This is a genomic window from Chryseobacterium endalhagicum (genome assembly GCF_016745235.1).
GTDB lineage: Bacteria > Bacteroidota > Bacteroidia > Flavobacteriales > Weeksellaceae > Chryseobacterium > Chryseobacterium endalhagicum.
Genome location: NZ_JAELVM010000004.1, coordinates 39564 through 66298, shown reverse-complemented (window position 1 = coordinate 66298; position 26735 = coordinate 39564). Strand labels below are relative to the sequence as shown.

Genomic DNA, 26735 nt, shown 5'->3' with positions numbered 1-26735 from the left:
TCTGCCCGGATCACCAAATTATCACATCATCACATCATCTCATTTTCAAATTATTCTAGTTGGCAAATGCTAAAATTACAGCACCTGTTATCAATAGGTTTACTAATGCCATTGGGATCAGAGTTTTCCATCCTAAGTGCATCAGTTGGTCATATCTGAATCTTGGAAGCGTCCATCTGATCCACATAAAGATCAGAATTCCGATTACCGTTTTCGTTAAAAATGCAACGATACTTAAGATTCCTGCTACGTTTTCGCCCCAGTTCTGAGTGACCCATTCAATTCCCGGGTAGTTGTAACCACCGAAGAAAAGAACGACCATGAAAGCATTGGAGATAAACATGTTCACATATTCACCGAACATATACAGTCCTAACTTCATGGAAGAATATTCCGTAGAATATCCTGTTACCAGTTCAGATTCACATTCAGGTAAATCGAAAGGGTGTCTGTTGGTTTCTGCCAAAGCAGCCACGAAGAATACAAGGAAGGCAATCGGTTGGTAGAAAATATTCCAGTTCATACCTGAAATCCAGGGAATAACTCCCCATAATTTTCCAGTGGTCTGACTTTCCGTAATTTCTTTTAAGTCTAAACTTCCTGACATCATGATGATAGAAAGCAAAGCTAATCCCATCGCCAATTCGTAAGAGATCATCTGTGAAGATGCACGGATAGCTCCTAATAATGAATATTTGTTATTCGAAGCCCAACCTCCGATCATGATTCCGTATACACCAATGGAAGCCATTCCGATGATGAAAAGTACTCCAACATCAATATTTGCTACTTGTAAATCATAGGAAACTCCACCAAAATTCAATGTTTTACCCCAAGGAATAACGGCTCCCGTGATCAATGAAATAAACATAACCAAAGCCGGGCCTAATACGAAAAGAAACTTTTCAGCATTGGCAGGGGTAAAATCTTCCTTGAAGAAGAACTTTCCACCGTCAGCAAGAGGCTGCAGCAATCCGAAAGGTCCTGCTCTGTTGGGACCAATTCTATCCTGCATGATAGAGGCAACTTTTCTTTCTGCCCAGGTAGAGTAGGCGGCTATCGTAAGAGACAGCAGGAAAAGCGCTAGTACAAGTATAACTTTAAATGTTAGTAAATCCATTTTTATTTTTAGATGTTAGATATTAGAAGTTAGATGTTAGAAGATAGAGATTAATTATCGTATCATCTAATCATCACATCAACTCATTATCAATTATTTTTCGTCTTTTTCACTGATTTCTTTCGCCATAGGATTGTCTAATACTCTCAGCTCATCCTTAGGTTTTTCGTAGTGGTTCAATGAAATTACCGAGTGTCTGTCGATATGTCTGGGACCTTCAATATTCCAGTCAGATAGTTCTTTTCTTTCGAAACGACAGGTATCGCAGATGAATTCTTCTACTTCTCCCCACTGGTCTTTTCTGGCCGTAACTCTTACAATTTCGTCACCTTTCATCCAAACTACGGCTTTTCCTGAACATTTATCACATTTGCAGGTCGCATTCATTGGCTTTGTGAACCAAACTCTGCTTGCAAATCGGGAAGTTCTGTCAGTTAATGCACCTACCGGACAAACGTCGATTACGTTTCCGATGAAGTCATTATCCAAAGCTTTATTTAAATAGGTTGAAATTTCAGCATGATCTCCTCTGAAAAGAATACCATGCTCTCTTTCACCTGTTAACTGATTGGCTGCCAATACACATCTTGCACAAAGAATACAACGGTTCATATTCAACTTGATATTCGGACCAAGATCGTCTGCTTCGTACGTATTTCTTTCAAATTCAGTTCTGGTCTGAAGGTTTCCGTGCTCATAACCAAGATCCTGAAGGTGGCATTCACCAGCCTGGTCACAAACCGGACAGTCAAGAGGGTGATTCACCAATAAGAATTCGGTAACGGCTTTTCTACCTTCCTGAGCTTTTTCAGAAGAAAGGTTTTTCACTTCCATACCGTCCATTACGTTAGTTCTGCAACTAGCAACTAATTTAGGCATAGGGCGGGGATCTGCTTCGGATCCTTTCGAAACTTCCACTAAGCAAGTTCTACATCTCCCCCCACTGGTTTCCAATTTGCTGTAATAGCACATTGCAGGAGGTACAGATTTTCCACCAATTTGTCTGGCAGCTTCCAAAATAGAAGTCCCAGGCAAAACTTCGGTAGTCTGTCCGTCTATAGTTATTTTGAATTTTTTAACCTCTTCGCTCATATTCTATGCTTTCGCTTATGCTTTTAAGGCGTTAAGCTATATTTTAATTATACTTCTTCGTGTTAAATGTATACCCGATTCCTGCAAGGACCTGTCCGAAAACAAAATCCTGACGTGCTTTATCCGGCTTATTATTCAATGTAGTTTTAATGTCCCACATATTGATATATCCGGCTTTAGCCTCTGCTCTGATCATCCAGTTTTTCCAGAAAACCATATTAAGGCTGGTTCTAAGATCGGTTCCCATACCTGCTACGTGAAAACGGTCGCTTCTTTCATTTCCGAAAAGCTTGATGTTACTTTTAGGAAACATCACCCCGATTCCTGCACCGTAAGACCATACTAAATCTATATTCTTCTTATGAATCAGATTTTTGTATTTCTCAAGACCTAAATTTTCATAATTCAATCCGTCTGTATGCTCGAAAGTAAGGAATTGGGTGTCGGCTAAATTAACCTGTCCGTTCTGTACCATTCCTGCATATTTAGGATCTGAAATTGTGCCTGAAAAATCAACAGTCTGATTTTGCTTCATCACGTATTTCATATGATCTATCCCTAAAACAAGGGCTAAATTATCTTTTATAAAATATCCAATCCTGAAATTGTACTGCGTTACGGTAAACCAGCTTGGATCGAAATAAACGATTCCAAATTTTGTAGGCTTATCTCTTGCCTGTACATTATTCAGTTGAAAATCATATCCATTTCCTGTGAAATGAATGTCAGAATTGCTGAAAGCTCCTCTGTTCCACCCAAAGAACACAAACACCTGACCTTTCTTGCTCAAAGGATTGGGTTTTTGTTTCTTTTCTTTAACTGGAGCTGCCTCCAATGTATATTCTTTGTCTAATGTATCTTGTTTTATCTGCCCGAAAGCAAACCCCGACATCATTAAGCCGACAACCAATAACTTCTTCATCTTTTTAGCTAAGCATTATTTTCAACGGCCGGGATAGGATCTGCATAATTGGCCAATCCATAATTTTGTGTCTGAGATAATTCAGGGTTCTTGATATGCCATTCAAATTCATCTCTGAAATGACGGATCGCTGCGGCAACCGGCCAGGCTGCTGCATCACCCAGCGGACAGATCGTATTTCCTTCGATCTTTCTCTGAATATCCCAAAGAAGGTCAATGTCTTCCATTTTTCCTTCTCCTTTTTCTATTTTCTTTAAAATTTTGTACATCCATCCTGTACCTTCACGGCAAGGCGTACATTGTCCACAGCTTTCGTGATTGTAGAATCTCGCTAAAGTCATGGTATGTTCCACGATACACTGGTCTTCATCCAAAACGATGAAACCACCTGAACCCATCATGGTTCCGGTAGCAAAACCACCGTCTGCCAGTGATTCATAGTTCATGTATCTTGGTTCTCCGTTTACTGTTCTTAATAATAAATTAGCTGGAACAATCGGAACTGAGCTTCCTCCAGGGATACAAGCTTTTAATTTTTTTCCGTCTTTAATTCCACCACAGTATTCATCAGAATAGATGAATTCCTCAACCGTAATGGTCATATCGATTTCGTAAACTCCAGGTTTGTTGATGTTTCCACAAGCCGAAATCAGTTTCGTACCTGTAGATCTTCCCACTCCGATTTTAGCATATTCAGCTCCTCCCATATCAACGATTGGAACGATGGCTGCGATAGATTCAACGTTATTTACAACCGTTGGTCTTTCCCAAAGTCCTTTTACAGCCGGAAATGGTGGTTTTAATCTAGGGTTTCCTCTTTTCCCTTCAAGAGATTCAAGCAATGCTGTTTCTTCACCACAGATATAAGCTCCACCACCTCTCTGAACATAAATTTCGCAATCGAAACCTGTTCCCAAGATGTTTTTACCTAAAAATCCTGCTGCTTTGGCTTCTTCAATGGCTTCTTCCAAAATATCCGGGATCCATGAATATTCTCCACGGATGTAGATATAAGAAACATTGGAACCTAAAACAAAAGATGAGATCAGCATTCCCTCGATCAATAGATGAGGAAGGAATTCCATCAGATATCTGTCCTTGAAAGTTCCAGGCTCAGATTCATCGGCATTCACTACAAGGTGTCTTGGTACGCCTTCCGGTTTTGCCAGAAAGCTCCATTTCATCCCTGTCGGGAATCCAGCTCCACCACGTCCACGAAGTCCTGAAGTTTTTACTTCTTCAAGAATTTCCTCAGGTGTCATTTTCAAGGCTTTTTCAGCTGCGGTGTAACCTCCCTGTTTACGGTAAGTTTCAAAGTAGCGAATGCCTTCTATATGTGCGTCTTTAAGTAAAAGTTTTTTACTCATTGTTATTTGCTTGTTGCAATTGGCTTTTGGCTTCCTGCATTTAATTATTAAAACTTAGTGAATAATTTAAAATCTAAAATTTAGAATTTAAAATATTTATTAGTCTAAAGCCACTTGTCCCTGTCTGCAAAGATCAAGGATTTCGTCCACTTTTTCTATCGTTAAATTTTCATGAAAGAATTTTCCAAGCTGAAGCATGGGTGCGTATCCGCAAGCTCCAAGACATTCAGCAGGCTTTAGGGTAAACATACCGTCTTCGGTAGTCTCTCCGTCCTTTATGTTCAGTTTGGTTCTGATATGGTCAAGGATCTTTTCGCTTCCGCACACCATACAAGGTCCCGTTCTGCATACTTCCAAAACATATTTACCAACCGGCTTCATATTGAACATGGTATAAAAAGTAGCTACTTCATATACTTCAATTGGCTTAATACTTAATAATTCTGCAACATAATCCATCACAGGAACGTCTAACCATCCTCCGAATTCTTTCTGTGCTAAGTGAAGTACAGGAAGAAGAGCAGATTTTTGCCTTCCCTCAGGATATCTTGCGATAATTTTGTGTACCTGTGCTAAACTTTCCGGTTTAAAAGCTATTGTTTCGCTCATTTTATTTTGTTGTAAAATGTACATTGTACAAAGTACAAAGTATTTATTATCTATTTATATTTTCAAGTACATTGTACATCCTACATTGTACTTTTTACATTTTTTATGCGTCTAATTCTCCCGCAATAATATTCATACTACACATGGTAACGATCGCGTCTGAAATTACAGAACCTGTGATCATTTCAGGATAGGCCTGATAGTAGATGAAGCATGGTCTTCTGAAGTGAAGTCTGTAAGGGCTTCTCCCTCCGTCGCTCACCAGATAGAATCCTAATTCTCCGTTTCCTCCTTCTACAGCATGGTAAACTTCTCCTTTAGGCACGTCTGTTTCTCCCATAACGATTTTGAAATGGTAGATCAAAGCTTCCATTTTCTGATATACATCTGCCTTTTCAGGAAGATAGAAATCCGGAACATCCGCGTGGAATGGTCCTTCAGGAAGGTTTTCGTATGCTTGTTTGATAATTTTTAGGGATTCCCAGATTTCCTGCTGACGAACCATGAAACGGTCGTACGTATCACCCGCAGTTCCTACAGGAATGATAAAGTCGAAATCCTCGTAAGAAGAATAAGGCTGTGCAACTCTTACGTCATAATCTACTCCTGCTGCACGTAGGTTCGGACCTGTAAAACCATAGCTTAATGCTCTTTCGGCAGAGATTGCTCCTGCACCAATGGTTCTGTCCATAAAGATTCTGTTTCTTTCCAATAAAGTTCCGAATTCTTTGAATCTTGCCGGGAAAGTTTTTAAGAAATCCTGTAACAGCTCATGGAATTTCGGGGTGAAATCTCTTTCAAATCCTCCGATTCTTCCCATATTCGTCGTCATTCTCGCTCCGCAGATCTGTTCGTACATATCGTAAATACGCTCTCTTTCGATGAACATATAGGTAAGACCTGTAATAGCTCCTGCATCCATTCCGGTTACCCCGTTACAGATCAGGTGATCACCGATTCTTGCCAGCTCCATCAAAATAACACGCATATAATCTACACGCTTTGGAACTTTTACGCCAATCAGCTTTTCTACCGTCATGTGCCAACCCAGGTTGTTGATCGGTGCAGAACAGTAATTCATACGGTCGGTAAGGGTAGTGATCTGAGAATAATTTCTTCTTTCGGAAATTTTTTCAAATGCTCTGTGGATGTATCCTACCGTCTGCTCTGCGTGAAGGATTCTTTCTCCGTCCATCGTTAAGATATTCTGGAAGATCCCGTGGGTAGCAGGGTGGGTAGGTCCTAAATTGAGGGTATACAGCTGCCCGTCAATCTGCTCCTTACTTTCGTATTGGTTAAGTATATTAGATAATGAGTTATCTTTCATAATGATTGCTTTTAGCTATTTGCTTCTGGCTATTGGCTGGCTGCCATTGGCCATTCGCTTTTTATCTTCCGAACATATTATCGTCCTTATCTGTTCTTGTTCCATCTTCCAGACGGTATTCCTTCAGCATGGGATGGTATCCGAGGTCTTCCATATTCAGGATAGGTCTCAGATCAGGATGTCCTTTGAATTTAATTCCGTAGAAATCATAAGTTTCTCTTTCCATCCAGTTGGCTCCTGCAAATAATTCCACTAAAGAATCCACTTCTACATTTTCTCTGGACATAAAGATTTTCAGACGTAATCTGAAATTAGCCATCATATTGTGCAGGTGATACACTACACCAATTTCCTTCTCCGGAAATTCAGGATAATGGATCCCGCAGATATCAGTAAGGAAATTGAATTCCAACGATGAATCTCTCAGATAATGAATGATCTTTTTGATATCTTCCTTCTTCACTTCAATCGTCAGCATTCCATAAGGTTCTGAACTTGAAATAACAGACTCCGGAAATTCTCTTGTGATGGCTTCTAATACAAATTCGTTTGTCATCTCTTAGTTGCTTATGTTGTAAGAATCTAATAATTTCTGATATTCCGGCATATCTCTTCTTCTGATGCTTTCGCTTTCTGAAAGAGCCTGAACCTGCATTACGCCTTCAATGATCTGCTCCGGTCTTGGAGGACATCCCGGAACGTAAACGTCTACCGGAATGATTTTATCGATTCCCTGAAGTACAGAATAAGTATCAAAAATACCACCGCTGGAAGCACATGCTCCCACTGCAACTACCCATTTTGGCTCGGCCATCTGAGTGTAAACTTCTTTTAGGACAGGTCCTAATTTCTTAGATATAGTTCCGCAAACCATCAGCATATCTGCCTGTCTTGGTGAGAAAGAGTTTCTTTCCATACCAAATCTTGAAGCATCATACGTAGGATTCAGGGTTGCCATAAACTCGATACCACAACAAGAGGTTGCAAAAGGTAACGGCCAAAGTGAAAACTTTCTTGCCATCCCGATTACACTGCTCAGTTTCGTTGCGAAAAACCCTTCTCCTTCAAATCCTTCCGGAGCAGGTGCATCTGTTCTTATTACTGGTTTTTTATCTGACATTTTTAGTAAATATTTAAAGATTGAAGTATTTAAAGATTCAAAAATTAAGGATTGCCCTTTTTTAAATTATTTAAATAAATTAAATCTTTTAATGTTAAAATTTATTTATCCCAATCCAAGGCGCCACGCTTCCAGACATAGAAGAATGCCATGAAAAAGATGGCCACGAAGGTAAGTACGGCCAGGAATCCTTCTAATCCGAATTCTCTGAAATTAACCGCATATGGGTAAAAAAATACGATTTCAATATCGAATAGTACGAACAATACCGCAGTTAGGAAGTACTTAATGGAAAACGGTGTTCTGGCGTTTCCTTCCACAGGAACTCCACATTCCCAGCTTTGGTTTTTTACAGAATTTCCTTTTTTCTGTTTCGGTCCCAGAAAATGGGCTCCAAGCAAAGAAACTGCTACAAATGCCACAGCTACACCTGCTTGAATCAGGATTGGAATATAACTTTCAGGTAAATTCATTTTTGCATTATTATCTCAATTTGCAAATTTAGCGAATAAACAAGAAAGCATGAAATTAATAAGCTTAAAAGTGGGATTAAAATAGGGAAAAGTGGTAATTTAGAATGAATAAAAATTAGAGTCCTGCTATTATTTTTTTAGCGGATTTTTCCCCTTTTTTTGTAGCACCCGTTAAAAGGGAAATATTTTATTTCAGACAGGAATAGCAGGTGGTGAACCGTTACTTCTTCATTTTTTTCAGAAGAGCGTAGGCCATGAAAGCGATGTATCCGAAAAGAATACTGGCAAGTACGATATTGGCTACCGTATTCATTCTGTCGTCTTCAATCCTGAAGAAGAAATTATAAGCGATAAATGCTGCGATAAGAACAGCGAAAACTATGAGGTGTGGTTTCATGGGGTTTAGGGTTTCGGGTTGCGTGGTTCGGGTTACGTGGGTACGGGTTTTGAGAAGCGGGTTTTTGAGTTGAAAAGTTTGAGTTATTAATGACAGGTTTAAAATAAGTCACTAATAACCCATTACCCATTACTCATTACTTATATTCAGCGCGTACGTTCTTCTCCTCTTATGATTTACCGGATTGTAGTCCTGCCACAGAACCTGAACGCTTTTGTTTTCTTCCAGTTCCGGATTGGTTTCGGCAAACTCAATTCCCATGCTGGTAAATCGTACAAAAATTTCTTTGAATATAATGGCTGTCACCCCTCGTCTCTGATATTCAGGGTGAATTCCGATCAGATAGAAATTGGCGCGGTCGTTTTTCTTTCCGGCCTGTAAGAAATGCCACCATCCGAACGGAAACAGTTTTCCTTTGGATTTCTGTAAAGCTTTTGAATAAGAAGGCATCGTAATGGCAAATGAAACCAGTTCGTTATTTTCATCTACGACACAGATGACGTAGTTTTTGTCTATAAAAGGGAAATATTTTTCTCTGTACGTCTGGATCTGTTCGTCTGAGATAGGTGTATACGTTGAAAGATGCTTATAAGTTTCATCAAGCAGTTTAAACATAGGCTCTACGAAAGGCAGAATTTCCTGTTTCGACTTAAAATTAAGAACTCTAAGTTTGTATTTCTGCGCAATAAGCCCGCTGAATTTTTCTACTTTTTCAGGCAGAACTTTCGGGAAATTCATTTCATATTCCACCCATTCTTTTTCCTTGGTCAGTCCCAGGGCTTCCATATGTTTAGGGTAGTACTCATAATTATAAATTCCGATCATGGTGGCCAGCTTTTCAAATCCCATCGTCAGCATTCCTGCTTTGTCGAGGTTCGTGAAACCCATTGGGCCTTCAATTTTATCGATCTTATTTTCTCTGGCGTAATCTATTGCTTTTTGAATTAAAGCTTTGGAAACTTCCTGGTCATCAATAAAATCAATCCAGCCAAACCGTACTTTTTTAATGCCTAATTCCTTTTCTTCCTTGTGATTAATCATCACAGCGATTCTTCCTGCAACCTTGTTGTTTTTATAGGCCAGAAACTGCTTGGATTCTGAATAATTCAGTGCCGGATTTTCTTTGGCATCCCAGATTTTAATTTCGTCTTTTATAAAAGAGGGAACATAATAGGGATTGTTTTTATAGAGATCCATCGGAAACCTTACGAATTGTTTTAATTCATTCGGGTTTTTTACTTCAATTATGGAAATTTCAGACATATTTTAGAGGGTAATTATAGGACAAATATAAATAATAAAATGTAATACTTTGGCACAGTTTTTACATCATTATGGTTAAAATTAAACACAAAAAATCTATATAAAATGACGGGTTATTATATCATTATCGGTATTTCAATGCTGGTGAGCTGGTGGGTTTCATCAAGGTTGAAATCGAAATTTGAATATTATTCCAATGTACATCTCAGAAACGGTTTATCAGGGAAAGAAGTGGCAGAAAAAATGCTTAGAGATAACGGGATCAATGATGTGCAGGTAATTTCAGTTCCCGGCCAGCTTACGGACCACTATAATCCGGCAGACAAAACAGTTAATCTTTCTGAAGGAGTCTATATGCAGAGAAACGCAGCGGCAGCAGCCGTGGCAGCTCATGAATGCGGACATGCCGTACAGCATGCTGTAGGGTATTCCATGCTGAATCTGCGTTCAAAACTGGTTCCTGTTGTCAATATAACGTCTAATCTGATGCAGTTTGTCCTGCTTGCAGGTATCGGGATCATGGCGGCTACAAGGTCTATTCAAGACCCGAACGGAAATACAGCTGTTCTGGCGATTGGAGTAGCGATGTTTGCCATGACGACACTTTTCGCTTTTGTAACGCTTCCGGTTGAATACGATGCGAGTAACAGAGCGATGAAGTGGCTTAAGGATACAGGCACAGTGACTCAGGAAGAATTTGTAGGCGTACAGGACAGTCTGAAATGGGCAGCCAGAACCTATGTTGTTGCAGCGATCGGATCGCTGGCACAGCTTCTTTACTGGGGTTCTCTACTGCTTGGCGGAAGAAGAAATTAATCTTTAAATTCAAATGTAACATACTGCATCTCGGATAGTTTATCTGAGATGCTTTCTTTTTGGGCCAATTTTAAAGAAGCAGTCAGAATGCAGTTTTCGTTCGCATCGAAATTCAAAACCTTAGCATCATATTTTGAAAGCAGGGTAAAAATAGTATTCTGCTGGTTGAAATTAAACTGAATCTCAATTTCCGCTTCCAGTTCCCTGGTGATGATATTGGCTTCTTCAAGCGTGATTTTAGCACATTCTTTATAAGCTTTTACCAATCCGGAAACTCCAAGTTTCGTTCCTCCATAATACCGTACGGAAATCACTAAAACATTCGTGATTTCATGAGCCAGAAGCTGATTGTATATTGGAAGACCCGCACTTCCGGAAGGTTCACCATCGTCATTGGCGCGGTAATTTTCACCTTCCAGACCCATTCTGAACGCATAGCAGTGATGGGTAGCCTTTGGATGTTCTGTTCTTACTTTTTCCAATGCGTCCTTCAATTCCTTTTCATTATTCACAGGAAAGGCAAATCCTATGAACTTGCTTCCTTTTTCTTTTAGTAAAGTGTTTTCTATGGGTTTTTCTATCGTTTTGTACTCGAACATTTCAGGTTACATTAATTATTATTCTGCTTCATTAAGTTGGCTTTCCATTGGTCGTATTCCAAAGTGGGAAGTCCGATATTGCGGCGTCTTATATTAAAGGTATCTTTTGGGTAGTGCGTTGTAATTCCTCTTGAACGGATGGTATCTCTGGTCGTTTGTTCAAAATACTTCTGCTGATAAACAAGTTCATATTTTCCAAGCATAAGCATTTTCATTTCAAAAGGGGCGGCTTTTCCTTTTTTGATGTTTTCAAGTAATAATGTCCGGAATTCTTTGTATTCATCTGCTCTGGCAAAGTGATGATAGATAACGGGAAGTATAATATTTTCATTGCCTGTTCTTCCCACAGTTGGAATATCCGGATAGCCTTTGGTTCTGATAAGGTGAATTAATTTCCTGATATTATCTTCATCTACCTGTGGCTCCTCTTGCTTTCTTCTGCTGCTTTGGTCAATGATGGACATTTCTTTCAGTAATTTCCGGTATTCCCAGTCAATATTTTCATTGTGCTGCTGCTCTAGAGCAAGAAGTTCAGTATCAGAGAAATTATTTTTTAAAATTTGAGTTAAAGCACTTTCTTTTTTAAGTTCTTTTACGGTAAGCCCCCAATCTTTGATGAGACTTTCGAGGTAAGGTTTAGTGTCAATGGTTTTCTTCAGTTTTTCAGAAAGCAGTACATAATTCAAGAGTTCAGAATATGCCTCCTGATTGATAGGATGATAAATTTTGAACAGACTGTCCAGTTTCTGAAAGGCCTCTTCATCTTTTTTAATCACCATTAAACTATCTGCTTTATAAATTTCCAGATAATAGGGGATATAGTTGAGCTCCTGTGTAGCCTGTTTTTCCGGGTTGCCGGCTGCCATATTTTTCTTTGAACTGCATGAGATCAAGACTATAATAGCTGTTATTGAGAAAAGGAAAGTTTTCATGTATTGTGTAGGTTATTAATCGTTATGGATTATTAACGTACTTATTCAATGCAAAAGTATACAATGTGGGCTAAACTACACTATGATCAATAAAGAAGCCGTCAAAATTTTTGACGGCATCCTGGATATTTTTTTATATTGATTCTTATTATGATCCGCAATAATCCAGCGGAAGCAGGCACATGTAGTTGGTAGGACCACAAAAATCCACAGGACACTTATCTCTACATCTTGTAGATTCTCCGGTAGGAAGTGTGCAGTTCACAAATGCGCCACCGCTAATGCTTTTTAAGCCGATTCTTGAAATTTTCTTTAGATTTTTCATTTTAATTATAGTTTTAATTCACCGTTAAGTTACTTATTTATTTTAAAATCAAAAGGTTCTTTTCTATGAATTTTATTATGTTAAATTGAATCGCTGATAAACCTGTTCAAAAGTTAAATACATTGCAGGCTTTAAGCTCTTGTATTCCGGAAATAAGTGAAACGCCTTTGTTTATCTTAATTTAAAGAAAATTCAAATGAATCTTCGTCTTTCCTTGCGTTTAAAAACCACAAGGCTAAACAAAGTTTTTCAAAAAAATGTTTTTAATACAGATAAACAAAAGCATTTCATTTAAAAAAGTAAAACGAAGAATGAATAGTATCAACGGATTAAGATTGATTTTCAAAATGCACAATGGGAAAACTAAAAAGTCCGGCTTACTTATTGAACAGATAAAATGAAACGGTATTATCCCTGAAAGTTTTAATCTCATAAGGTTTTGAATTTAGATGCGGGGCCCTCGTTCCGTTTTCCAGTTTTAATCCTTCGTTTCTGATGACAATAGCTTGATCCCAAAGCTGCTCTTTAATAAACTGCTGCAGGGTATAGCTTCCACCTTCAATAATCACGGACTGGATCTGTTCTTGATAAAGGGCATTCATCAGATCCTGCAGGAAGTTTTCTTTTCTGGCTTTAATGAATCTGATATTGTTTTCCGTTCCTTCTTTTTTATTATTGATGATGAAAGTAGGGGCTTCATTGTTGTAAATTTTAAAATTTCCCGGTACCTTCAGATCAAAGTCGATAAGGATTCTCACAGGATTTGTTCCTTCTGCATTTCTTACGGTAAGGCCTGGATTATCAGTTAAAGCAGTTTGCGTTCCTACCAATATGGCATGCTCATCAGCTCTTAACTGGTGAACAAACTGATTGACCAAAGAATTTGAAATGGCTGTTGGCTGGAAGTCCTTATCTAAGAATCCGTCCCCCGATTCTGCCCATTTTAAGATAATATAAGGTCTTTTCTTTTCATGGTAGGTGAAAAACCTTTTGTTCAACTGAATGCATTCCTTTTCAAGAATTCCTGAAACCGCTTCAATGCCTGCATCCTGAATAATTTTCTTGCCTTTTCCATTCACTTTATCATGGGAATCCATCGCACCGATGACTACTTTTTTGAAACCAAGTTCTTTAATTTTTAAAGCACAGGGCGGTGTTTTTCCGTAATGCGCACAAGGCTCCAGGGAAACGTAGATCGTAGATTCAGGAATCAGACTTTTATCTTCTACAGAATTGATGGCATTGATCTCAGCATGATTTTCTCCTGCTTTATGATGGTACCCTTCACCAATGATCTTTCCGTTGTGAACAATCACGCTGCCCACAAGAGGGTTGGGGTAGGTTTTACCAATGGCTTTTTGGGCCAGTTCGATGCATCTTTTAATATATAATTCGTCGTTGTTCATAGGGTAAAAAGAAAAAAGCGAAGACAAATTGCTTTGCTCCGCCTTTTTATATTGTTTAATAGATTATTCTCCGGCAATGATTTTGTGAAGATTCTGTTTCAATGTTTCCAGATGAGCCTTCTTCTCGTCAATCGTATTGAAAGTATCTCTCAGAAGAGGATTTTCTTTTGTAGGATTTTTGAAGAATGCCAGGTTGTTTTCCAGTTTTACAATTTCACCTTCAAGGTCAGAGATCTGGCTCTTGATTTTTCTTGCTTTGTCTGTAAGCTGGTTCTCCGTTAATCCTTCTTCTTTCAGCTCAAGTTCATTGATCTTGTTCAGCTTCAGTTTTTCTCTTAACGTTCTGTTGAATTCGGTATTAATTGAGATTTTGTCTCTCGGTACTTTCCCGATATTGTTCCAGGCGGTTTTTATGGCTTCTATTCTTTCGATGCTGCCTTCGTCATTGGAAACGGTTTTCAGATCTTCAAGAATTTCTTTTTTCTGCTTGTAATTTTCTTTCCAGTTGTCGTTGGAAGCATTATTCTTCTCTCTGTAATTATTGAAGAATGTGTTGCAGGCATCACGGAATTCATCCCAGATCTTATTGGTCATGCTCTTTGGAACGTGCCCTATTTTTTTCCAGTCTTCCTGAAGCTTTTTGAATAAAGGAACAGCAATATCCCATTCTTCATTGTTCATATTGTCCTGAGCGGTCTGGATCAGTTTTAATTTTTCTTCCAGATTGGCCTGCTGTGAACCTTTCAGAGATTTGTAATAATTATTTTTAGTGGTATTGAAACCCCTCAGAATCGTTTTAAAATCATTCCAGTTCTGGTTAGACAGTTTTCTTGGAACGCTTCCTGTTTTTAAGAATTCAGTACGGAGATCTTCCACTCTTTTAATGGAATTCTGCCAGTAGCTATGGTTAGGCGTTTCAGCAGGTTCAGAAAGTTTTTTGATTTCTGCAATGATCTGGTTTTTCTTTTCCAGGTTGTCGCTTTGTTCGCCTTCAATAGCTGCCGAAAGTTCAGATTTTCTCTCGTGGATTTTGTTGGAGATTTCTTTGAACTCTTCCCATGTTTTTTCACGGAATTCTTCTGCTACCGGCTCTGCTTCTTCTTTCCAAAGCTTATGAAGATACTGAAGCTCGTTCAATGCTTTCTGAATGACAGGCTCGTTTTCCAGTTCCTTGGCACGGGCAATGATGTGTTGTCTTTTCTCCAGATTATGGCTGAATTCCTGCTCCAGAAATTCTTTATTCAGATCCAGCATCTGATAAAACTGATTCAGATGGTGGAAATAATTATTGTTAAGAATCTTAAATTCTGATTTGGCAACCTGACCGGCCTTTGACCACTCTTCCTTGATCTCACGGATGGATTTGAAAAGATTGACTCCCGGCTCAGAATTAGTGTAAAGGTTTTTAAGTCTTTCTATGATATTCTGGCGGTGTTCAAGGTTTTTCTTCTGCTCCTCATCCTGCGATTTCTGGTAAGTATCGTGCTTTTCTCTGAAAATGTTGATCAAAGCAGAAAGTCTCGATTGGGAAGGGTGTTCATAGCTGAAGTTTTCAGGAGCGTTTCCGGCTTCTGTGTACTCATGCTTTTTGTCTTCCACTTCATCGTGGATGTAATGACTTGCTTTTTCTTTTAACTGATTGAATCTTTTGAAATTCTCACCAGCATTAGCCGTGTTGATGATAGATTCCATTTCTTTCAAAGCATCAGCCAGAGAAATATCATCGGCATGGTCCTCTTCTGCATGTTCTGCCTCATCATCATGAGCAATTTCATCATGAGCAACGGGGGTTCCTGAGGTTTCTTCCTGAGATACTTCTTCAGAATTTTTGTTTTCTTCGTTTTCAGAAAGATTGTTTTCTGTAGTCATAGCAAATCTTTTATGTGAGTGGCGTTAAAATCCTTTTGTATATAGCTGTAAAGCCAATTAAGGTACTAATTTAGGTTATTTTTTTTGAAAATTCCAAATTTCCCAGGCTTTTTCTGCTTGCTGTTCAAGCATATAATAACCATTGACTGTTTTAGCTCCTTTTTCTGATGCTTTAATGATGAATTTCGTATAGTTTGGGTTGTAAATAAGATCAATGATCAGATGCTCCGAAGTGATTCCGTCAAATGGAAACTCCAGACAATCCTCAACATTGGGGAATGTACCCACCGGCGTACACTGGATAATGATTTTATGATCACGAACCGTGACGCTGTCCAGGTTATTGAAATTAATTTCTGAATTTCTGGAAACAACGATGGATGGAATTCCGTGCTTGTCCATAACGTATTTCACAGCTTTTGCAGCGCCTCCGTTTCCTAAAATCAAAGCTTTGTCCTGATGCGCTTTCCTGTGGAGAAGAAAGGTCTTTTCAAAACCGAAAGCATCCGTATTATACCCTGTCTTTTTTCCGTCTTTGATTAAAACGCAGTTCACCGCCCCGATTTTTTCTGCTTCATCACTAAGCCCGTCAAGATAATCAACAATCTTCTCCTTGTAAGGAATGGTAACATTGAAACCCAGAAGTTCAGGATCGGTAAGGAGTTTTTCTACTTCGTTAATTTCACTCAGATCAAAAATATCGTAGGTGAAGTCTTTCAGCATCAGTTTCTGGAACTTGTCTTCAAAGAATTTTTTAGAAAAGGAATAGGAAATATTCTTTCCTATCAGGCCTAATTTTTTATTGGAATCCATACATCAAAAATAAAAAAAAGACCGGATAAACCGGCCTTCGTTATTAAATATTTTTTACAGTTTAATCTACGATGAATTTGGTAGAAAAACGGTCTGTTTTTAGGATATAATTTCCTTTGGAAAGTCCTTTAAGATTGATCTTATCAGAGTTTTTAAAAGGATTGGCAATCACTTCGATCAGCTTCCCGGAAAGGTCATAGATCTCAGCTTTTGAGATTTTATTCAGATTTTCACCTTTTACAGACAATTCGTTGTTTCTTACCGGGTTAGGGTAGATGGTGAATTCAGAAGCATCTTTCTTCACGTCTGAGGTTCCCAGAGTTCCGGCGCAGGTCCAGGTAAGATCATCCAAAGCAACTCTATTGGTTGTTGATGAATTTGTAAGTTGAATAACGACATTTCCACTGACATTAATATTACTGATCGTTGTGGTGGCTTGTGTTGCACTGTAAGGAATGGTTCCTACATTCACATTATTGACAAGAACATTGAAAGAACCGGCGCTTCCTCCAAATTTTAACTGAGTTGTTAGCGTCAGGCTTTGAATTCCTCCTGAAATAGTTGAGCTGGTTAAGTCACCGTTTCTGATGGTAATGGCTTTTCCTGCAATGGTCTGATCTGTTCTGGCATCAGTAGCGGTCCATGTAATTCCTGCATTCGTCCATGTTCTGGTTCCGTAACCGTTTCCGCCGTTAGGAATACTTTCAAAGTTTTCTGTTCCACAGCTTGATCCTCCAGGCTGTCCTGCCAGGGTTGTTCCATCTGCGTTGTTACTTTGCGGAGACGAGTTTCCAGCCGCATCTCTTGCAATAACGTAGAATGTATAAGTGGTAGACGGTGCCAGTCCCTGAACGGTTGCTGTAGTTCCCGAAACGGTAGTTTTTAATGTTCCGTTGGCGTATACATCATAATTGGCAACTCCTATATTATCAGTACCGGCAGTCCAGCTTAAAGATATCGTGCTGGAAGTCGGGTTTTGTGTGATCAGGTTGGTAGCCGCAGTAGGTGCTTCCGTATCTACTACAGGTGTTCCCCAGATCTGGTTGGCATATGCCGGATTATCAATGAATGGGTTTCTGTTTCCCTGATAAGTATAGGATGCGTTGTTTCTGGCTACTTCCTCAGCAGATACGGGATCTGCAGCATGCCATGCCAGAAGCTGGTTCAGTTCCCATGACTGAAGTCCCGGGAAAGCAGATCCGCCAAGCATATTTCCTGTACTGAAAGAAGAAAGTTCAGCTTCATATCTGGTCACAAAATAGAAGATCATTCTGGCTACATCACCTTTAAAAGCATCGATCGGCTCAAATACGGTTCCTCCATATCCCGGAGACATAGAGTTTCCAAGTCTGGAACCATTATCTGACGTAAAAGTGGCAGTTCCTACTTTTCCAAAGGGGTAATTAGATCTCATTCCGTTTACTTTTCCATCTGTAGGGCGGATGAAGTGGATGTCGGATACCATTGGACTGTTCTCACTGAAAAGACTCTGAGGAACAATATGCTCTCTGTTGTAGCAGTCTCCTTCCGATGAATACTGTCCGCATTGGTCGGTTGATAAAGTATAGGTGTACGGATCCGGTCCGTTTGGGTTTTCAGAATAGATATCTAAAATCTTTCCGTCATTTTCGTAAAAATAATCACGGTCTGTTGTGGCATAGCCGATCCATAGACCGCCATAGCCATGGTCCTGATGACCCAGCTTAATAATGCCTTTAAGAGCTGTTTTTAATGGAGCTCCCGTAAGGCCTGCAGCAGGATCATAATAACCGGCTGGTGCCTGTGCTGATGCGAAAATCGCATAAGTCAGTAAAAAAAAGGATAAAATTCGTTTCATTTCAAAAAAATTGGGCCGTAAAGGTACATAAAATTGAATATGGAGCGAATTTTATTTTAAGATAGTGTGTTAATTTTTAGTAATATAGTCTTTACCGATTTTGGAAAAGAACCATGAAATAATGATTCCGAAGAGGGAAGCGGTGAATGCTACGATAAGATAATTTTTTCCAACAATTTTTACAGGGAAAGGAAGTATTTCATTCGCCCTGAAGAATTCCGTATAAAGCTGGAAATAGCAAAGTAAGGTTCCCATGATCAATCCTGAGATGACTCCCGAAATCACAATAAGAAGTCCGGTATAGAAATACGTCATTCTTAAGTGGCTGATCGGGAAGCCCAGTGAAACAAGAGATCTCGACTGTTCTTTTTTATCCAGCTGGAGAATAATGATGGCTCCCGCCAGATTGAAGGTGGTAATGAAGATCACCAGCGCAAAAATCAGATAGATGAACATTTTTTCAGTATTGATCATCTTCCAGAAGGCCGCATTCTCTTCTTCTTTGGTCTTAATTTCAATATTTTTCCCCAGCGAATTCAGAAGACTCTGCTTTACAGCATCTGCATTTTCCGGATTTTTTAATTTAATGACAATCTGATAAGCCGATTTTTTGGGAAGGCTGAGAAGTTCCTCAGTAAGTTCAATTGGAGCAATGATATAGCTGTCCAGCTGTTCTTTTCCGGGAAAAACTCCCGTTACCAGAAAATCTCTTTTATTGTAGATATCTTCCTCTTTATTGATGATTCCGGTTCCTGGCTTGGGCATGAAGATCGTTGCATAGCTGCTGCTGGAATCTATAGGAATTGATAATCTGTTGTGCAGATTGGTTTCCATCAGAACTTCATTGGAATATTTGAAACTCGGATAGGTTCCGTAGAATACATCTTTATCTATGGGATTAACCTTAATATATGCGGAATCTACTCCTCTTAAATAAGCAATATCACCCTTGCCTTTATAATTGACGTATACTTTTTCTTCAATGACACGGGAAAAATGACTGATGGCTTTATCATTGTTCAAAACAGCCGTCACCTTATCCAGATTTTTCACTGTTTTTCCTGAAACACTTTTCAGGGTAAGGTCTGCATGAAGATTGGAGATCAGGTCTTTGTTCAGCGTTTCAAGGCCTGAAAATACGGAGATAATGACGAACATTGCAGTCACAGCAACCATCATGGCACCTACCGAAAGCCACGTAATAAACGTCACGGCGGTACTGCCTTTTTTAGCCAAAAGGTATCTGGATGCTATGTAAAATGCAATATTCTTCAAGATCTTATAAAACCGGATTGTCGCCTTCGCCTCTTAATTCTCTTTCCAGTCTTTCAACGTCGTCCAGAGCGGTATCCAGATAAAAATTAAGCTGAGGAATGATACGTACCTGTTTTGCCATTTTCTGGCCGATAAAATTTCTGTACTGCGCTTTGTTTTCTTCAATTTCCTTCATCACCGCAGAACGGAATTCCTGCGGGAAAATGCTTAAATAAATCTTAGCAATTCCCAGATCTGCCGATACTTTTACGTCTGAAACGGATACCAAAATACTCTGCTTGCTTTCTGAAGCCTGTTTGCGAAAAAGCTCTGCGAAGTCTTCCTGGATGATCTGTGCTACTTTTCTTTGTCTGTTACTTTCCATAAGTTATGCAAATTTAGTACTTTTGTTTGAATTGATCCCTTTGAAATTCAGCTCAGGGAATAAATTTACGATTTAATTATATTTATTAGTATTTATGAAGCTAGAACATATCGGTATTGCCGTAAAATCTTTAGGCGTTTCGGATGAACTTTTTGCTAAATTATTAGGGAAAGAATCCTATAAAAAAGAAAGTGTGGAAAGAGAAGGCGTGGTCACCTCTTTTTATGGTACGGGAGAAAGTAAAATTGAACTTCTGGAAGCCAGTAATCCCGAAAGCCCCATCTCCAAATTCATTGATAAAAAGGGCGAAGGCATCCATCATCTGGCATTTGGCGTAGAAAATATTCTGGAAGAAGTAGAAAGATTAAAAAAAGAAGGATTTCAGTTTATCTCCGAAGAGCCGAAAGAAGGTGCTGATAACAAATTAGTTGTCTTCCTGCACCCAAAATCCACCAATGGAGTGCTGGTAGAACTTTGTCAAGAAAAGCAATAAAAAGTTTTGTAGTGAAAGAAATTTTGCTATTTTTGCAATCACAAAATTTAACCAAGTTTTGAGGTCCTATAGCTCAGTTGGTTAGAGCACCTGACTCATAATCAGGTGGTCCCTGGTTCGAGCCCAGGTGGGACCACTTTTAAAGCCTAAGCAAATCATTCAGATTACTTAGGCTTTTTTTATGCCTTAAAATAAAGGTTTTATATTCTTCTTTTTTCTAGAACACTCTCATTATCTTTTAAATCTACACTAAAAAAGATCCCCAAAAGGAACCCCATTCTGAGAAATTGGAACCCCATTATAACCCTCATTAATACTAGAAAATGACAATTAAAATATTATTTGTATTAGATAAATCAAAATCTAATAGTAAAGGTCTAGCTCCCTTAAAGTGTAGGATTACTTACATGGGAGAAAGAAAACCTTTTGCTACAGGGATATTTATTAATCCTCAAAACTGGGATAACAAACAGCAGAAAGTTAAACCACCTAATTCTGAGAATGAAACTATCAATACCCAATTGAGCCTGATTAAGAATAAAATTAATCAGGCTTTTTTGTTTTTACAGGTAAACGAAGAAGAGTTTGATGTGGAAGATATTTTCTTGCAGTATAAAGGAAATCCTCCTAAAAAGAACAAAACTATATTACAGCTCTTTCAAGAACATAATGATAGAATTGAAAAGCTGATAGGTAAGGAGTATTCTATAGCAACTTTATGGAAGTTTAAACAGGCAAAAGAACTATTAAAGGACTTTATTAAGTATTCTTTTAATAAGGGAGACTATCATTTCAAAGATTTGGACTTAAAGTTTATTCAAGATTATGAATTCTTTCTGAAGGTAGAGAAATCTTTAGCTCTTGCAACTACTAATAAGATGATACAAAGGTTCAGGAAGATAGTTAAGCTTGCTATATCCCAAGATATTATACAAAAAGAACCATTTACAAGCTACAAAGTAAAGCATATCAAAAAAGAAATTACTTATTTGACTAGGGAAGAGTTAGCTAAAATAGAAGAGTATCAATTTAAAGCAGAGAGATTACAAATAGTAGCAGATATGTTTATATTCTGTTGCTATACTGGATTAGCTTATAATGAGATGGCTAATCTTGAGAAATCTCATATTATAACTGGTTTTGATGGGAATGAATGGATTAATATGAAAAGAGCCAAAACTCAGCAAACCTTATCAATTCCTCTACTTAATAAGAGTAAGATAATAATTGCGAAATATAGGAATACAAATGAAGTAAAAGTATTACCAAGTTTAAGTAATCAAAAGTTCAATGTCTACTTGAAAGAAATAGCAGATATAGTAGGGTTAGATAAAAGACTTACCCATCACTTAGCTAGAAGAACCTTTGCAACAACTGTTTTACTTTATAATGATGTACCTATGGAGATTGTAAGTGAGCTTTTGGGACATTCTAAAATCACTATTACTCAAGAGCACTATGCTAAAGTTGTTAAGAGTAAGGTTGCTGAGCAGATGAATAAGCTAAATTCAAAATTGATGTAAAATAAAAGAGGTGGTTATTCCCACCTCTCTATTTTTAAATTAGGTTTAACTCCAATATTCTCTTTCATTACATGAACTAAGACAGACTTTACATATTCAACATTTTCCTCTGTGGTAATTATAGAGTCATGTAATGTAAATAAAGGGATATGGTCTTTATCCATATCAATTCTTTTACAAGCTTTATGTAAAACTAAATCAGCCTCAAGGCTCTGTAGTACAATAGCTAATGTGTTATGTTGTCCTTTTTTTACATACTTAAGAACTTTATATACATTTGGAAAGATTGCTTGGAATATCCTAATGTAGTTTGAATAGCTAATAGCTTTGTTGTTACTGAACAAGGTGCTGAAAGTTATATTCTTGACTTCTTTTCTTAAGTTATCATTTGAAATATCTTCAAACTCTCCATTATCTTTTAAGATTTTTCCAAACTCTTCATAAAACTTTCCAGAAGAAACTATTTTTTTGAATAAAAGAACATCTTCTTCTTTAGATATGCTATTGATTAAAACTCCTAACATAATAGTATCTAGTTTAGGATTAATTCTCTCTAGCTTTTCTTTCATCTTACATTCTTCATAAACATTATGATTAAGTAATGACTGTAAGAGAAATGGTTGCGAATTTGAAATATCTATACTGCATAAAAGTTTGCCTTTCCATTTTAAAAACTTTCTTAATTCTGATTTAAGCTGAGTTATATAAGTATGTAATCTTCCAGCAGTCTTATCCACAAAAAATAGTGGATTTTCTTTTGTACATAGTTGTTCGATAGGAAGCAATCTACTATTATATTTTAAGATTGCATTTTGGGAGTTTTCAGATTTAAAATCTTCTTTCCATTGCCTTTTTAAATACTTTTTGCCAGCTTTAATATCTACATCAATATCTTTAAACCATTTTTTCAGAAAAATTAAATCATTTGTTAGTTCTGAGTTATAGTTCTTTCTGAGATAAACTATGTTTTTTATTAAAGTCCATGATGTAATCTCAACAGGTTTTAAATGTTGCCTATATACATGAGTAAATCTCAAACCACCACATTTTTTATCAGGAATATAATTATCTTCCTCTACAATACCTTGCTCTTTAAGATAATTGATATGATCCCTATAATCTTTAATAGTACTGCCAAGTATTGTTTTACTGACAGGTGTAAAACCATTATAGTTCTCAATAGATTTCTTTTTCCTAGCAGGAAGAGCATAGATTAGATTAAGAATATAAACAAGTTTATCCCTGCCATAATTGAATTGAGGAGGATTATCTTGTAAAACTTTGTCTATATCTAAATTTTGAGGTAAATAGAAAGTAAGCTTGTCTATTACGGGATAGCCACCCTTTGTTTTTATCTCAAGTGTTGCCTTTTCACTTGGGCTATTATTCTTTTTAGAGTTGGTTGCAAAGGCAAAACCAACTTTTTGATTTTGTGCCATTACCCCCTCTCCTGAGGGAGCTGTGCCTTTGGAGTGTTAAATCCAAGAGGTGCTTAGCAGTAAAGCAAGTGGCCTACAATTATTTTACAAAATTACAACTTTAAAACCATAAATAGTTTATTTCACTTCGTAATTAAAAATGTTTAACATTTACTTTTATATACGTTCATATTAATATTAAGGTTACAAATTATGCAATTAAAACAATCACAAAGACAGCAAGTCAAGCTCAGATTAGGATTATCAGGAGCTTCTGGATTTGGAAAGACCAAATCAGCTTTATTATTAGCCTATGGAATGACACAGGACTGGAGTAAAATAGCTGTAATAGATACAGAGAATTCTTCTGCTTCCTTATATTCAGACTTAGGAAACTACAATGTACTGGATTTACAAGCTCCTTACTCTCCTGAAAGGTATATACAAGCTATTGAACTGTGTGAGAAATCAGGAATTGAAATCATTATCATAGATTCAGCCAGCCATGAATGGAATGGTATAGGAGGTTGCCTAGAAATCCATGAAAAGTTAGGAGGAAGATTTCAAGATTGGTCTAATGTAACTCCAAGACACCAAGCTTTTATTAATAAGATTCTACAATCTACCTGTCATATCATTACTACCACTAGAAGAAAGATTGATTATTCTTTAGATGTTGGGAGTAATGGAAAAACCCAAGTTGTGAAGCATGGAACTAAAGAAATCACAAGGGATGGGTTTGAGTATGAACTAACTATAAACTTCGAGCTTATTAATGAGAATCACCTTGCTAAAGCCTCAAAGGACAGAACAGGATTATTTATGAATAAACCTGAATTTCTTATTACTTCTGATACTGGTAAAATGATATTAGAGTGGTGTAATTCAGGCTCAGAAACTAATCCATCTCAAATCTTTATTCCAAGTTCTACAGGAAGAGACTCTATACCTAAAATAGATCCAAGTGATGCTTTTGAATGTTCTCCTAGTCAGAATCTAATGGATGCTACAGAACAGGAAGTATATGAGGCTATTCAGAACAGCAGGTCTGTTACTGAATTATTAGCTTTATACAGACAGTTTCCACAGTATCAGGAAAGTCTACAGCCTGATTTTGAAGCTAAAAAATCTTTACTTATTAACCTCAATAACTCTAATAATTTCAGTAAAAATGGACACACAAAGCTTCAGTAAAACTCCCAACATAATAGAAGTAAGTTTAAGAGCAGAAGAGCCCCTAATTAATCTACAGCTAAGAAATGTAAATAATACTACTGTTGTAGAAAAGAAAACAATTAGAGATATTTTCCTAGATGTCAATGAGGGCTTTAAAGATGCAGAAGTATTTTATCCAAGCAAGATGAATGATATTGAAAAGAAAATTGACACTCCTATACAAGCTGTAAGAGTTGATGTTCCCAATAAAGAGCCTGAGCATAAAGAAATGTTTCAGGCTTTTTTAATGCCTGTTTCTAAAGTTCAGACAGTAATTAATAATTCTGAGGTACTAGATGAAAATGGGGATAATCAGCATAAGCCTTTTATTGTTGCTAATACCTCAGAAGCTACATTACATCATTTACAGAATGATTGTATTATCCCTGTATTTAGTAAGGATAATGAGAAAACTATTGCACATCAAGAGTTTATTGAAGTAGTTTTAAGTGCTGTACAGAAAGTATTTCCACATCAATGTATTAAAAAACCTGAAATTAGGGTTTCTCACCAAATTAAGGGTAGAACACCAAATGCTATATATAAGCCTGTAAAAGAGCTATTGGAGCATGAAAAAACTATTTATTATGAGAGAATGGCTTTCATTATTAAAGTTCCCACTATTACTGATATTGTGAATGGTAATGAGCTTTCTCTTACTATTGGTGGGGTGAGAAGCTACAATTTGGAAAACCTTTACAATAAGAAGTCTTTGGAAAAGTTTAAGTTCTTTATTGGATTTCAGAATCAGGTTTGTATGAATCTCTGCGTGAGTAGTGATGGCTTTGTTGAAGATATGAGGGTTGGGAGTGTAAATGATTCGTATTCAAAGGTTTTAGAAACAATACAGAATTATAATGCAGAGCTACATCTAATGGAAATGAAAGAACTTACGCATGACTATCTTTCAGAACATCAATTTGCTCAACTGATTGGTAGAAGTAGATTGTATCAACATTTACCCAAGTCAGAGAAACAAAATATGCCTCTACTTAATTTTAATGACAGCCATATGAATACTATGGCTAAGGATTATTATGAGGATAAGAATTTCTGTAGATTAGAGAATGGTAGGATCAACCTTTGGGATGTATATAATCTCTTTACACAGGCTAACAAGTCTTCATACATAGATACTTTCCTAGACAGGAATTTGAATGCCTTTGAGTTTTCAAAGGGTATTCAGAAAGCACTTAATGGTAGTTCAGATTATCATTGGTTTTTGAGTTAGTTTTTTTTCCACCCTACAATACAGGGTGGAATTTTTTTAGCTCTAAAATTATTTTTAAATAGATAATTTAAAGCTTTGCAGTTCAGAAAGCTTAATCCATTTAATATCAATATCTGATATTAAATCTATGGATTTTAAATCTATTTTATCAATTTTAATTTTACTGATATTTTTATCATCATATACTAGGAATAAAATACCTTTAGCATCACGGACATTATTAGAGTAATATTGAATGCGGTAATCAAATTTTTTGATATTATCATACAAAAGATTTGGTATAATCCTATTCTTGTAAAACCTAATTTCAACTAATTCATCAATATATTCATTTGAATTAGATTTTAGAAGTATATCATATTCAGTATGCTTAAGTCTCACATTTGGATAAATTATAAATTTATTTTGGTTAATTTTATTATACTTATTTAGAATTGTGTCTTCTACTAACCTATATTCATTCCGTATATTATCTAAAATTAGACCTGATTGAGTTAGCTCTTCTGAATTCACTATTTCTTGTATTTCAGAATTAATTTTCTCTTCTTTCTCTGCTGGAGACATTTGGGTGATTTCTATTTTAAGTTTTTCTAGTTCCTTATCAAATTTTTCATCAATTTTCATTTGTCTTTTATTCCAACGTCTTATTCCAATTATAGTTAATGAAAGACCTATAATAAATAGTCCTCCAGATATATAAACAATTATGTTTTGAAAAAATAAAATGTTAGATTGTTTATCAGAAATAATTTCTTGGCTTATTTTTGTGTATGATTTGTAATCATTTTCTGAAACAATTATTCCAAAGCTTTCTTTTAAATAAAAATAAGGAAGTAAAAAAGCCAAGGCTATTAAAATTGTCCCAATAGAAGCGAAATATCTATTAATATCACTAAACTCAATTTTATTAAACATTTATTTAATTTTTG

The 26735-nt window shown here is 37.0% G+C and carries 27 protein-coding genes and 1 tRNA gene; 6 read left to right on the top strand and 22 right to left on the bottom strand.

All coding sequences use genetic code 11. From position 1 onward, the window contains the following. Nucleotides 1–55: 55 nt before the first annotated feature. From nuoH to JET18_RS20845, 11 genes are all read right to left on the bottom strand, one after another. Nucleotides 56–1120, bottom strand: a complete 1065-nt coding sequence (gene nuoH, locus JET18_RS20895) for an NADH-quinone oxidoreductase subunit NuoH (protein WP_202094465.1) — start codon at nt 1118–1120, stop codon at nt 56–58. A 93-nt stretch (nt 1121–1213) separates the two neighbouring features. Next, entirely contained in the window at nt 1214–2212 is a 999-nt protein-coding gene (locus JET18_RS20890; RefSeq protein ID WP_202094463.1) for a 2Fe-2S iron-sulfur cluster-binding protein, read from the bottom strand. Between the two features lie 43 nt (nt 2213–2255). Further along, a complete protein-coding gene (locus JET18_RS20885; RefSeq protein ID WP_202094461.1) occupies nt 2256–3134 on the bottom strand; it encodes a hypothetical protein in 879 nt (292 codons plus the stop codon). A gap of 8 nt (nt 3135–3142) precedes the next feature. Further along, nucleotides 3143–4501: an NADH-quinone oxidoreductase subunit NuoF gene (nuoF, locus tag JET18_RS20880; RefSeq protein ID WP_202094459.1), complete on the bottom strand. Its 1359-nt coding sequence runs from the start codon at nt 4499–4501 to the stop codon at nt 3143–3145. A 99-nt stretch (nt 4502–4600) separates the two neighbouring features. Then, nucleotides 4601–5110, bottom strand: a complete 510-nt coding sequence (locus JET18_RS20875) for an NADH-quinone oxidoreductase subunit NuoE family protein (RefSeq protein ID WP_123983030.1) — start codon at nt 5108–5110, stop codon at nt 4601–4603. Between the two features lie 103 nt (nt 5111–5213). Continuing rightward, on the bottom strand, nt 5214–6437 hold the full coding sequence (gene nuoD, locus JET18_RS20870) for an NADH dehydrogenase (quinone) subunit D (protein ID WP_202094457.1): 1224 nt from the start codon (nt 6435–6437) through the stop codon (nt 5214–5216). Nucleotides 6438–6498: 61 nt separating this feature from the next. Continuing rightward, on the bottom strand, nt 6499–6993 hold the full coding sequence (locus JET18_RS20865; RefSeq protein ID WP_202094455.1) for an NADH-quinone oxidoreductase subunit C: 495 nt from the start codon (nt 6991–6993) through the stop codon (nt 6499–6501). A 3-nt stretch (nt 6994–6996) separates the two neighbouring features. Further along, entirely contained in the window at nt 6997–7557 is a 561-nt protein-coding gene (locus tag JET18_RS20860; RefSeq protein ID WP_034730699.1) for an NADH-quinone oxidoreductase subunit B, read from the bottom strand. A 101-nt stretch (nt 7558–7658) separates the two neighbouring features. Continuing rightward, the gene (locus JET18_RS20855) at nt 7659–8030 is read right to left on the bottom strand and encodes an NADH-quinone oxidoreductase subunit A (protein WP_202094454.1); all 372 of its coding nucleotides are present in this window, start codon (nt 8028–8030) and stop codon (nt 7659–7661) included. A 220-nt stretch (nt 8031–8250) separates the two neighbouring features. After that, entirely contained in the window at nt 8251–8427 is a 177-nt protein-coding gene (locus tag JET18_RS20850; protein WP_202094453.1) for a hypothetical protein, read from the bottom strand. Nucleotides 8428–8556: 129 nt separating this feature from the next. After that, on the bottom strand, nt 8557–9690 hold the full coding sequence (locus JET18_RS20845; protein ID WP_202094451.1) for a GTP cyclohydrolase: 1134 nt from the start codon (nt 9688–9690) through the stop codon (nt 8557–8559). A 105-nt stretch (nt 9691–9795) separates the two neighbouring features. On the opposite strand from JET18_RS20845, the gene JET18_RS20840 reads away from it, so the two are divergent. Continuing rightward, on the top strand, nt 9796–10506 hold the full coding sequence (locus JET18_RS20840; RefSeq protein ID WP_202094449.1) for a zinc metallopeptidase: 711 nt from the start codon (nt 9796–9798) through the stop codon (nt 10504–10506). Here JET18_RS20840 and JET18_RS20835 read toward each other — a convergent pair. The 9 genes from JET18_RS20835 to rbfA all read right to left on the bottom strand — a co-directional run bounded on the left by JET18_RS20835 (nt 10503) and on the right by rbfA (nt 19926). After that, nucleotides 10503–11105 carry an IMPACT family protein gene (locus tag JET18_RS20835; RefSeq protein ID WP_202094447.1) on the bottom strand — a complete coding sequence of 201 codons (603 nt, stop codon included), beginning with the start codon at nt 11103–11105 and terminating at the stop codon, nt 10503–10505. The genes JET18_RS20840 and JET18_RS20835 overlap by 4 nt on opposite strands. 11 nt (nt 11106–11116) lie before the next feature. Next, complete coding sequence (locus JET18_RS20830) at nt 11117–11971, bottom strand: hypothetical protein (protein ID WP_202094445.1); 855 nt, start codon at nt 11969–11971, stop codon at nt 11117–11119. Between the two features lie 214 nt (nt 11972–12185). After that, nucleotides 12186–12362: a bacteriocin-like protein gene (locus JET18_RS20825; protein WP_202094443.1), complete on the bottom strand. Its 177-nt coding sequence runs from the start codon at nt 12360–12362 to the stop codon at nt 12186–12188. Between the two features lie 377 nt (nt 12363–12739). Continuing rightward, complete coding sequence (ribD, locus tag JET18_RS20820) at nt 12740–13768, bottom strand: bifunctional diaminohydroxyphosphoribosylaminopyrimidine deaminase/5-amino-6-(5-phosphoribosylamino)uracil reductase RibD (protein ID WP_202094442.1); 1029 nt, start codon at nt 13766–13768, stop codon at nt 12740–12742. Nucleotides 13769–13831: 63 nt separating this feature from the next. After that, nucleotides 13832–15637 carry a DUF349 domain-containing protein gene (locus JET18_RS20815; RefSeq protein ID WP_202094441.1) on the bottom strand — a complete coding sequence of 602 codons (1806 nt, stop codon included), beginning with the start codon at nt 15635–15637 and terminating at the stop codon, nt 13832–13834. Between the two features lie 75 nt (nt 15638–15712). Further along, on the bottom strand, nt 15713–16450 hold the full coding sequence (locus tag JET18_RS20810) for a shikimate dehydrogenase family protein (protein WP_202094440.1): 738 nt from the start codon (nt 16448–16450) through the stop codon (nt 15713–15715). A gap of 61 nt (nt 16451–16511) precedes the next feature. Further along, a complete protein-coding gene (locus tag JET18_RS20805) occupies nt 16512–18287 on the bottom strand; it encodes an endonuclease (protein WP_202094439.1) in 1776 nt (591 codons plus the stop codon). A 69-nt stretch (nt 18288–18356) separates the two neighbouring features. Then, on the bottom strand, nt 18357–19562 hold the full coding sequence (locus JET18_RS20800) for an ABC transporter permease (protein WP_202094436.1): 1206 nt from the start codon (nt 19560–19562) through the stop codon (nt 18357–18359). Between the two features lie 4 nt (nt 19563–19566). Next, nucleotides 19567–19926 (bottom strand): 30S ribosome-binding factor RbfA, encoded by a 360-nt coding sequence (rbfA, locus tag JET18_RS20795; protein ID WP_202094435.1) that lies wholly within the window; start codon nt 19924–19926, stop codon nt 19567–19569. Between the two features lie 94 nt (nt 19927–20020). Here rbfA and mce point away from each other — a divergent pair, with 94 nt between their 5' ends. The 3 genes from mce to JET18_RS20780 all read left to right on the top strand — a co-directional run bounded on the left by mce (nt 20021) and on the right by JET18_RS20780 (nt 21942). After that, nucleotides 20021–20419, top strand: coding sequence for a methylmalonyl-CoA epimerase (gene mce / locus JET18_RS20790; RefSeq protein WP_034730671.1), 399 nt, complete (start codon nt 20021–20023; stop codon nt 20417–20419). A gap of 62 nt (nt 20420–20481) precedes the next feature. Then, nucleotides 20482–20555 (top strand) — tRNA-Ile (locus JET18_RS20785). A 187-nt stretch (nt 20556–20742) separates the two neighbouring features. Next, nucleotides 20743–21942: a site-specific integrase gene (locus JET18_RS20780; RefSeq protein WP_202094434.1), complete on the top strand. Its 1200-nt coding sequence runs from the start codon at nt 20743–20745 to the stop codon at nt 21940–21942. A gap of 14 nt (nt 21943–21956) precedes the next feature. On the opposite strand, the gene JET18_RS20775 is transcribed toward JET18_RS20780, so the two are convergent. Then, nucleotides 21957–23381 carry a hypothetical protein gene (locus JET18_RS20775; protein WP_202094433.1) on the bottom strand — a complete coding sequence of 475 codons (1425 nt, stop codon included), beginning with the start codon at nt 23379–23381 and terminating at the stop codon, nt 21957–21959. A gap of 192 nt (nt 23382–23573) precedes the next feature. On the opposite strand from JET18_RS20775, the gene JET18_RS20770 reads away from it, so the two are divergent. After that, the gene (locus JET18_RS20770; protein WP_202094431.1) at nt 23574–24554 is read left to right on the top strand and encodes an AAA family ATPase; all 981 of its coding nucleotides are present in this window, start codon (nt 23574–23576) and stop codon (nt 24552–24554) included. Further along, a complete protein-coding gene (locus JET18_RS20765) occupies nt 24532–25806 on the top strand; it encodes a DUF3871 family protein (protein ID WP_202094430.1) in 1275 nt (424 codons plus the stop codon). Before JET18_RS20770 ends, JET18_RS20765 begins: the two co-directional genes overlap by 23 nt. Nucleotides 25807–25860: 54 nt before the next feature. Here JET18_RS20765 and JET18_RS20760 read toward each other — a convergent pair whose 3' ends face one another. Beyond that, nucleotides 25861–26721: a hypothetical protein gene (locus JET18_RS20760; protein WP_202094428.1), complete on the bottom strand. Its 861-nt coding sequence runs from the start codon at nt 26719–26721 to the stop codon at nt 25861–25863. Between the last annotated feature and the right edge of the window lie 14 nt (nt 26722–26735).

Coding starts and splice junctions, on each gene's coding strand:
- nuoH (WP_202094465.1), bottom strand. CDS start 1,120: ATGGATTTACTAACATTTAAAGTTATACTTGTACTAGCGCTTTTCCTG.
- JET18_RS20890 (WP_202094463.1), bottom strand. CDS start 2,212: ATGAGCGAAGAGGTTAAAAAATTCAAAATAACTATAGACGGACAGACT.
- JET18_RS20885 (WP_202094461.1), bottom strand. CDS start 3,134: ATGAAGAAGTTATTGGTTGTCGGCTTAATGATGTCGGGGTTTGCTTTC.
- nuoF (WP_202094459.1), bottom strand. CDS start 4,501: ATGAGTAAAAAACTTTTACTTAAAGACGCACATATAGAAGGCATTCGC.
- JET18_RS20875 (WP_123983030.1), bottom strand. CDS start 5,110: ATGAGCGAAACAATAGCTTTTAAACCGGAAAGTTTAGCACAGGTACAC.
- nuoD (WP_202094457.1), bottom strand. CDS start 6,437: ATGAAAGATAACTCATTATCTAATATACTTAACCAATACGAAAGTAAG.
- JET18_RS20865 (WP_202094455.1), bottom strand. CDS start 6,993: ATGACAAACGAATTTGTATTAGAAGCCATCACAAGAGAATTTCCGGAG.
- JET18_RS20860 (WP_034730699.1), bottom strand. CDS start 7,557: ATGTCAGATAAAAAACCAGTAATAAGAACAGATGCACCTGCTCCGGAA.
- JET18_RS20855 (WP_202094454.1), bottom strand. CDS start 8,030: ATGAATTTACCTGAAAGTTATATTCCAATCCTGATTCAAGCAGGTGTA.
- JET18_RS20850 (WP_202094453.1), bottom strand. CDS start 8,427: ATGAAACCACACCTCATAGTTTTCGCTGTTCTTATCGCAGCATTTATC.
- JET18_RS20845 (WP_202094451.1), bottom strand. CDS start 9,690: ATGTCTGAAATTTCCATAATTGAAGTAAAAAACCCGAATGAATTAAAA.
- JET18_RS20840 (WP_202094449.1), top strand. CDS start 9,796: ATGACGGGTTATTATATCATTATCGGTATTTCAATGCTGGTGAGCTGG.
- JET18_RS20835 (WP_202094447.1), bottom strand. CDS start 11,105: ATGTTCGAGTACAAAACGATAGAAAAACCCATAGAAAACACTTTACTA.
- JET18_RS20830 (WP_202094445.1), bottom strand. CDS start 11,971: ATGGCAGCCGGCAACCCGGAAAAACAGGCTACACAGGAGCTCAACTAT.
- JET18_RS20825 (WP_202094443.1), bottom strand. CDS start 12,362: ATGAAAAATCTAAAGAAAATTTCAAGAATCGGCTTAAAAAGCATTAGC.
- ribD (WP_202094442.1), bottom strand. CDS start 13,768: ATGAACAACGACGAATTATATATTAAAAGATGCATCGAACTGGCCCAA.
- JET18_RS20815 (WP_202094441.1), bottom strand. CDS start 15,637: ATGACTACAGAAAACAATCTTTCTGAAAACGAAGAAAACAAAAATTCT.
- JET18_RS20810 (WP_202094440.1), bottom strand. CDS start 16,450: ATGGATTCCAATAAAAAATTAGGCCTGATAGGAAAGAATATTTCCTAT.
- JET18_RS20805 (WP_202094439.1), bottom strand. CDS start 18,287: ATGAAACGAATTTTATCCTTTTTTTTACTGACTTATGCGATTTTCGCA.
- rbfA (WP_202094435.1), bottom strand. CDS start 19,926: ATGGAAAGTAACAGACAAAGAAAAGTAGCACAGATCATCCAGGAAGAC.
- mce (WP_034730671.1), top strand. CDS start 20,021: ATGAAGCTAGAACATATCGGTATTGCCGTAAAATCTTTAGGCGTTTCG.
- JET18_RS20780 (WP_202094434.1), top strand. CDS start 20,743: ATGACAATTAAAATATTATTTGTATTAGATAAATCAAAATCTAATAGT.
- JET18_RS20775 (WP_202094433.1), bottom strand. CDS start 23,381: ATGGCACAAAATCAAAAAGTTGGTTTTGCCTTTGCAACCAACTCTAAA.
- JET18_RS20770 (WP_202094431.1), top strand. CDS start 23,574: ATGCAATTAAAACAATCACAAAGACAGCAAGTCAAGCTCAGATTAGGA.
- JET18_RS20765 (WP_202094430.1), top strand. CDS start 24,532: ATGGACACACAAAGCTTCAGTAAAACTCCCAACATAATAGAAGTAAGT.
- JET18_RS20760 (WP_202094428.1), bottom strand. CDS start 26,721: ATGTTTAATAAAATTGAGTTTAGTGATATTAATAGATATTTCGCTTCT.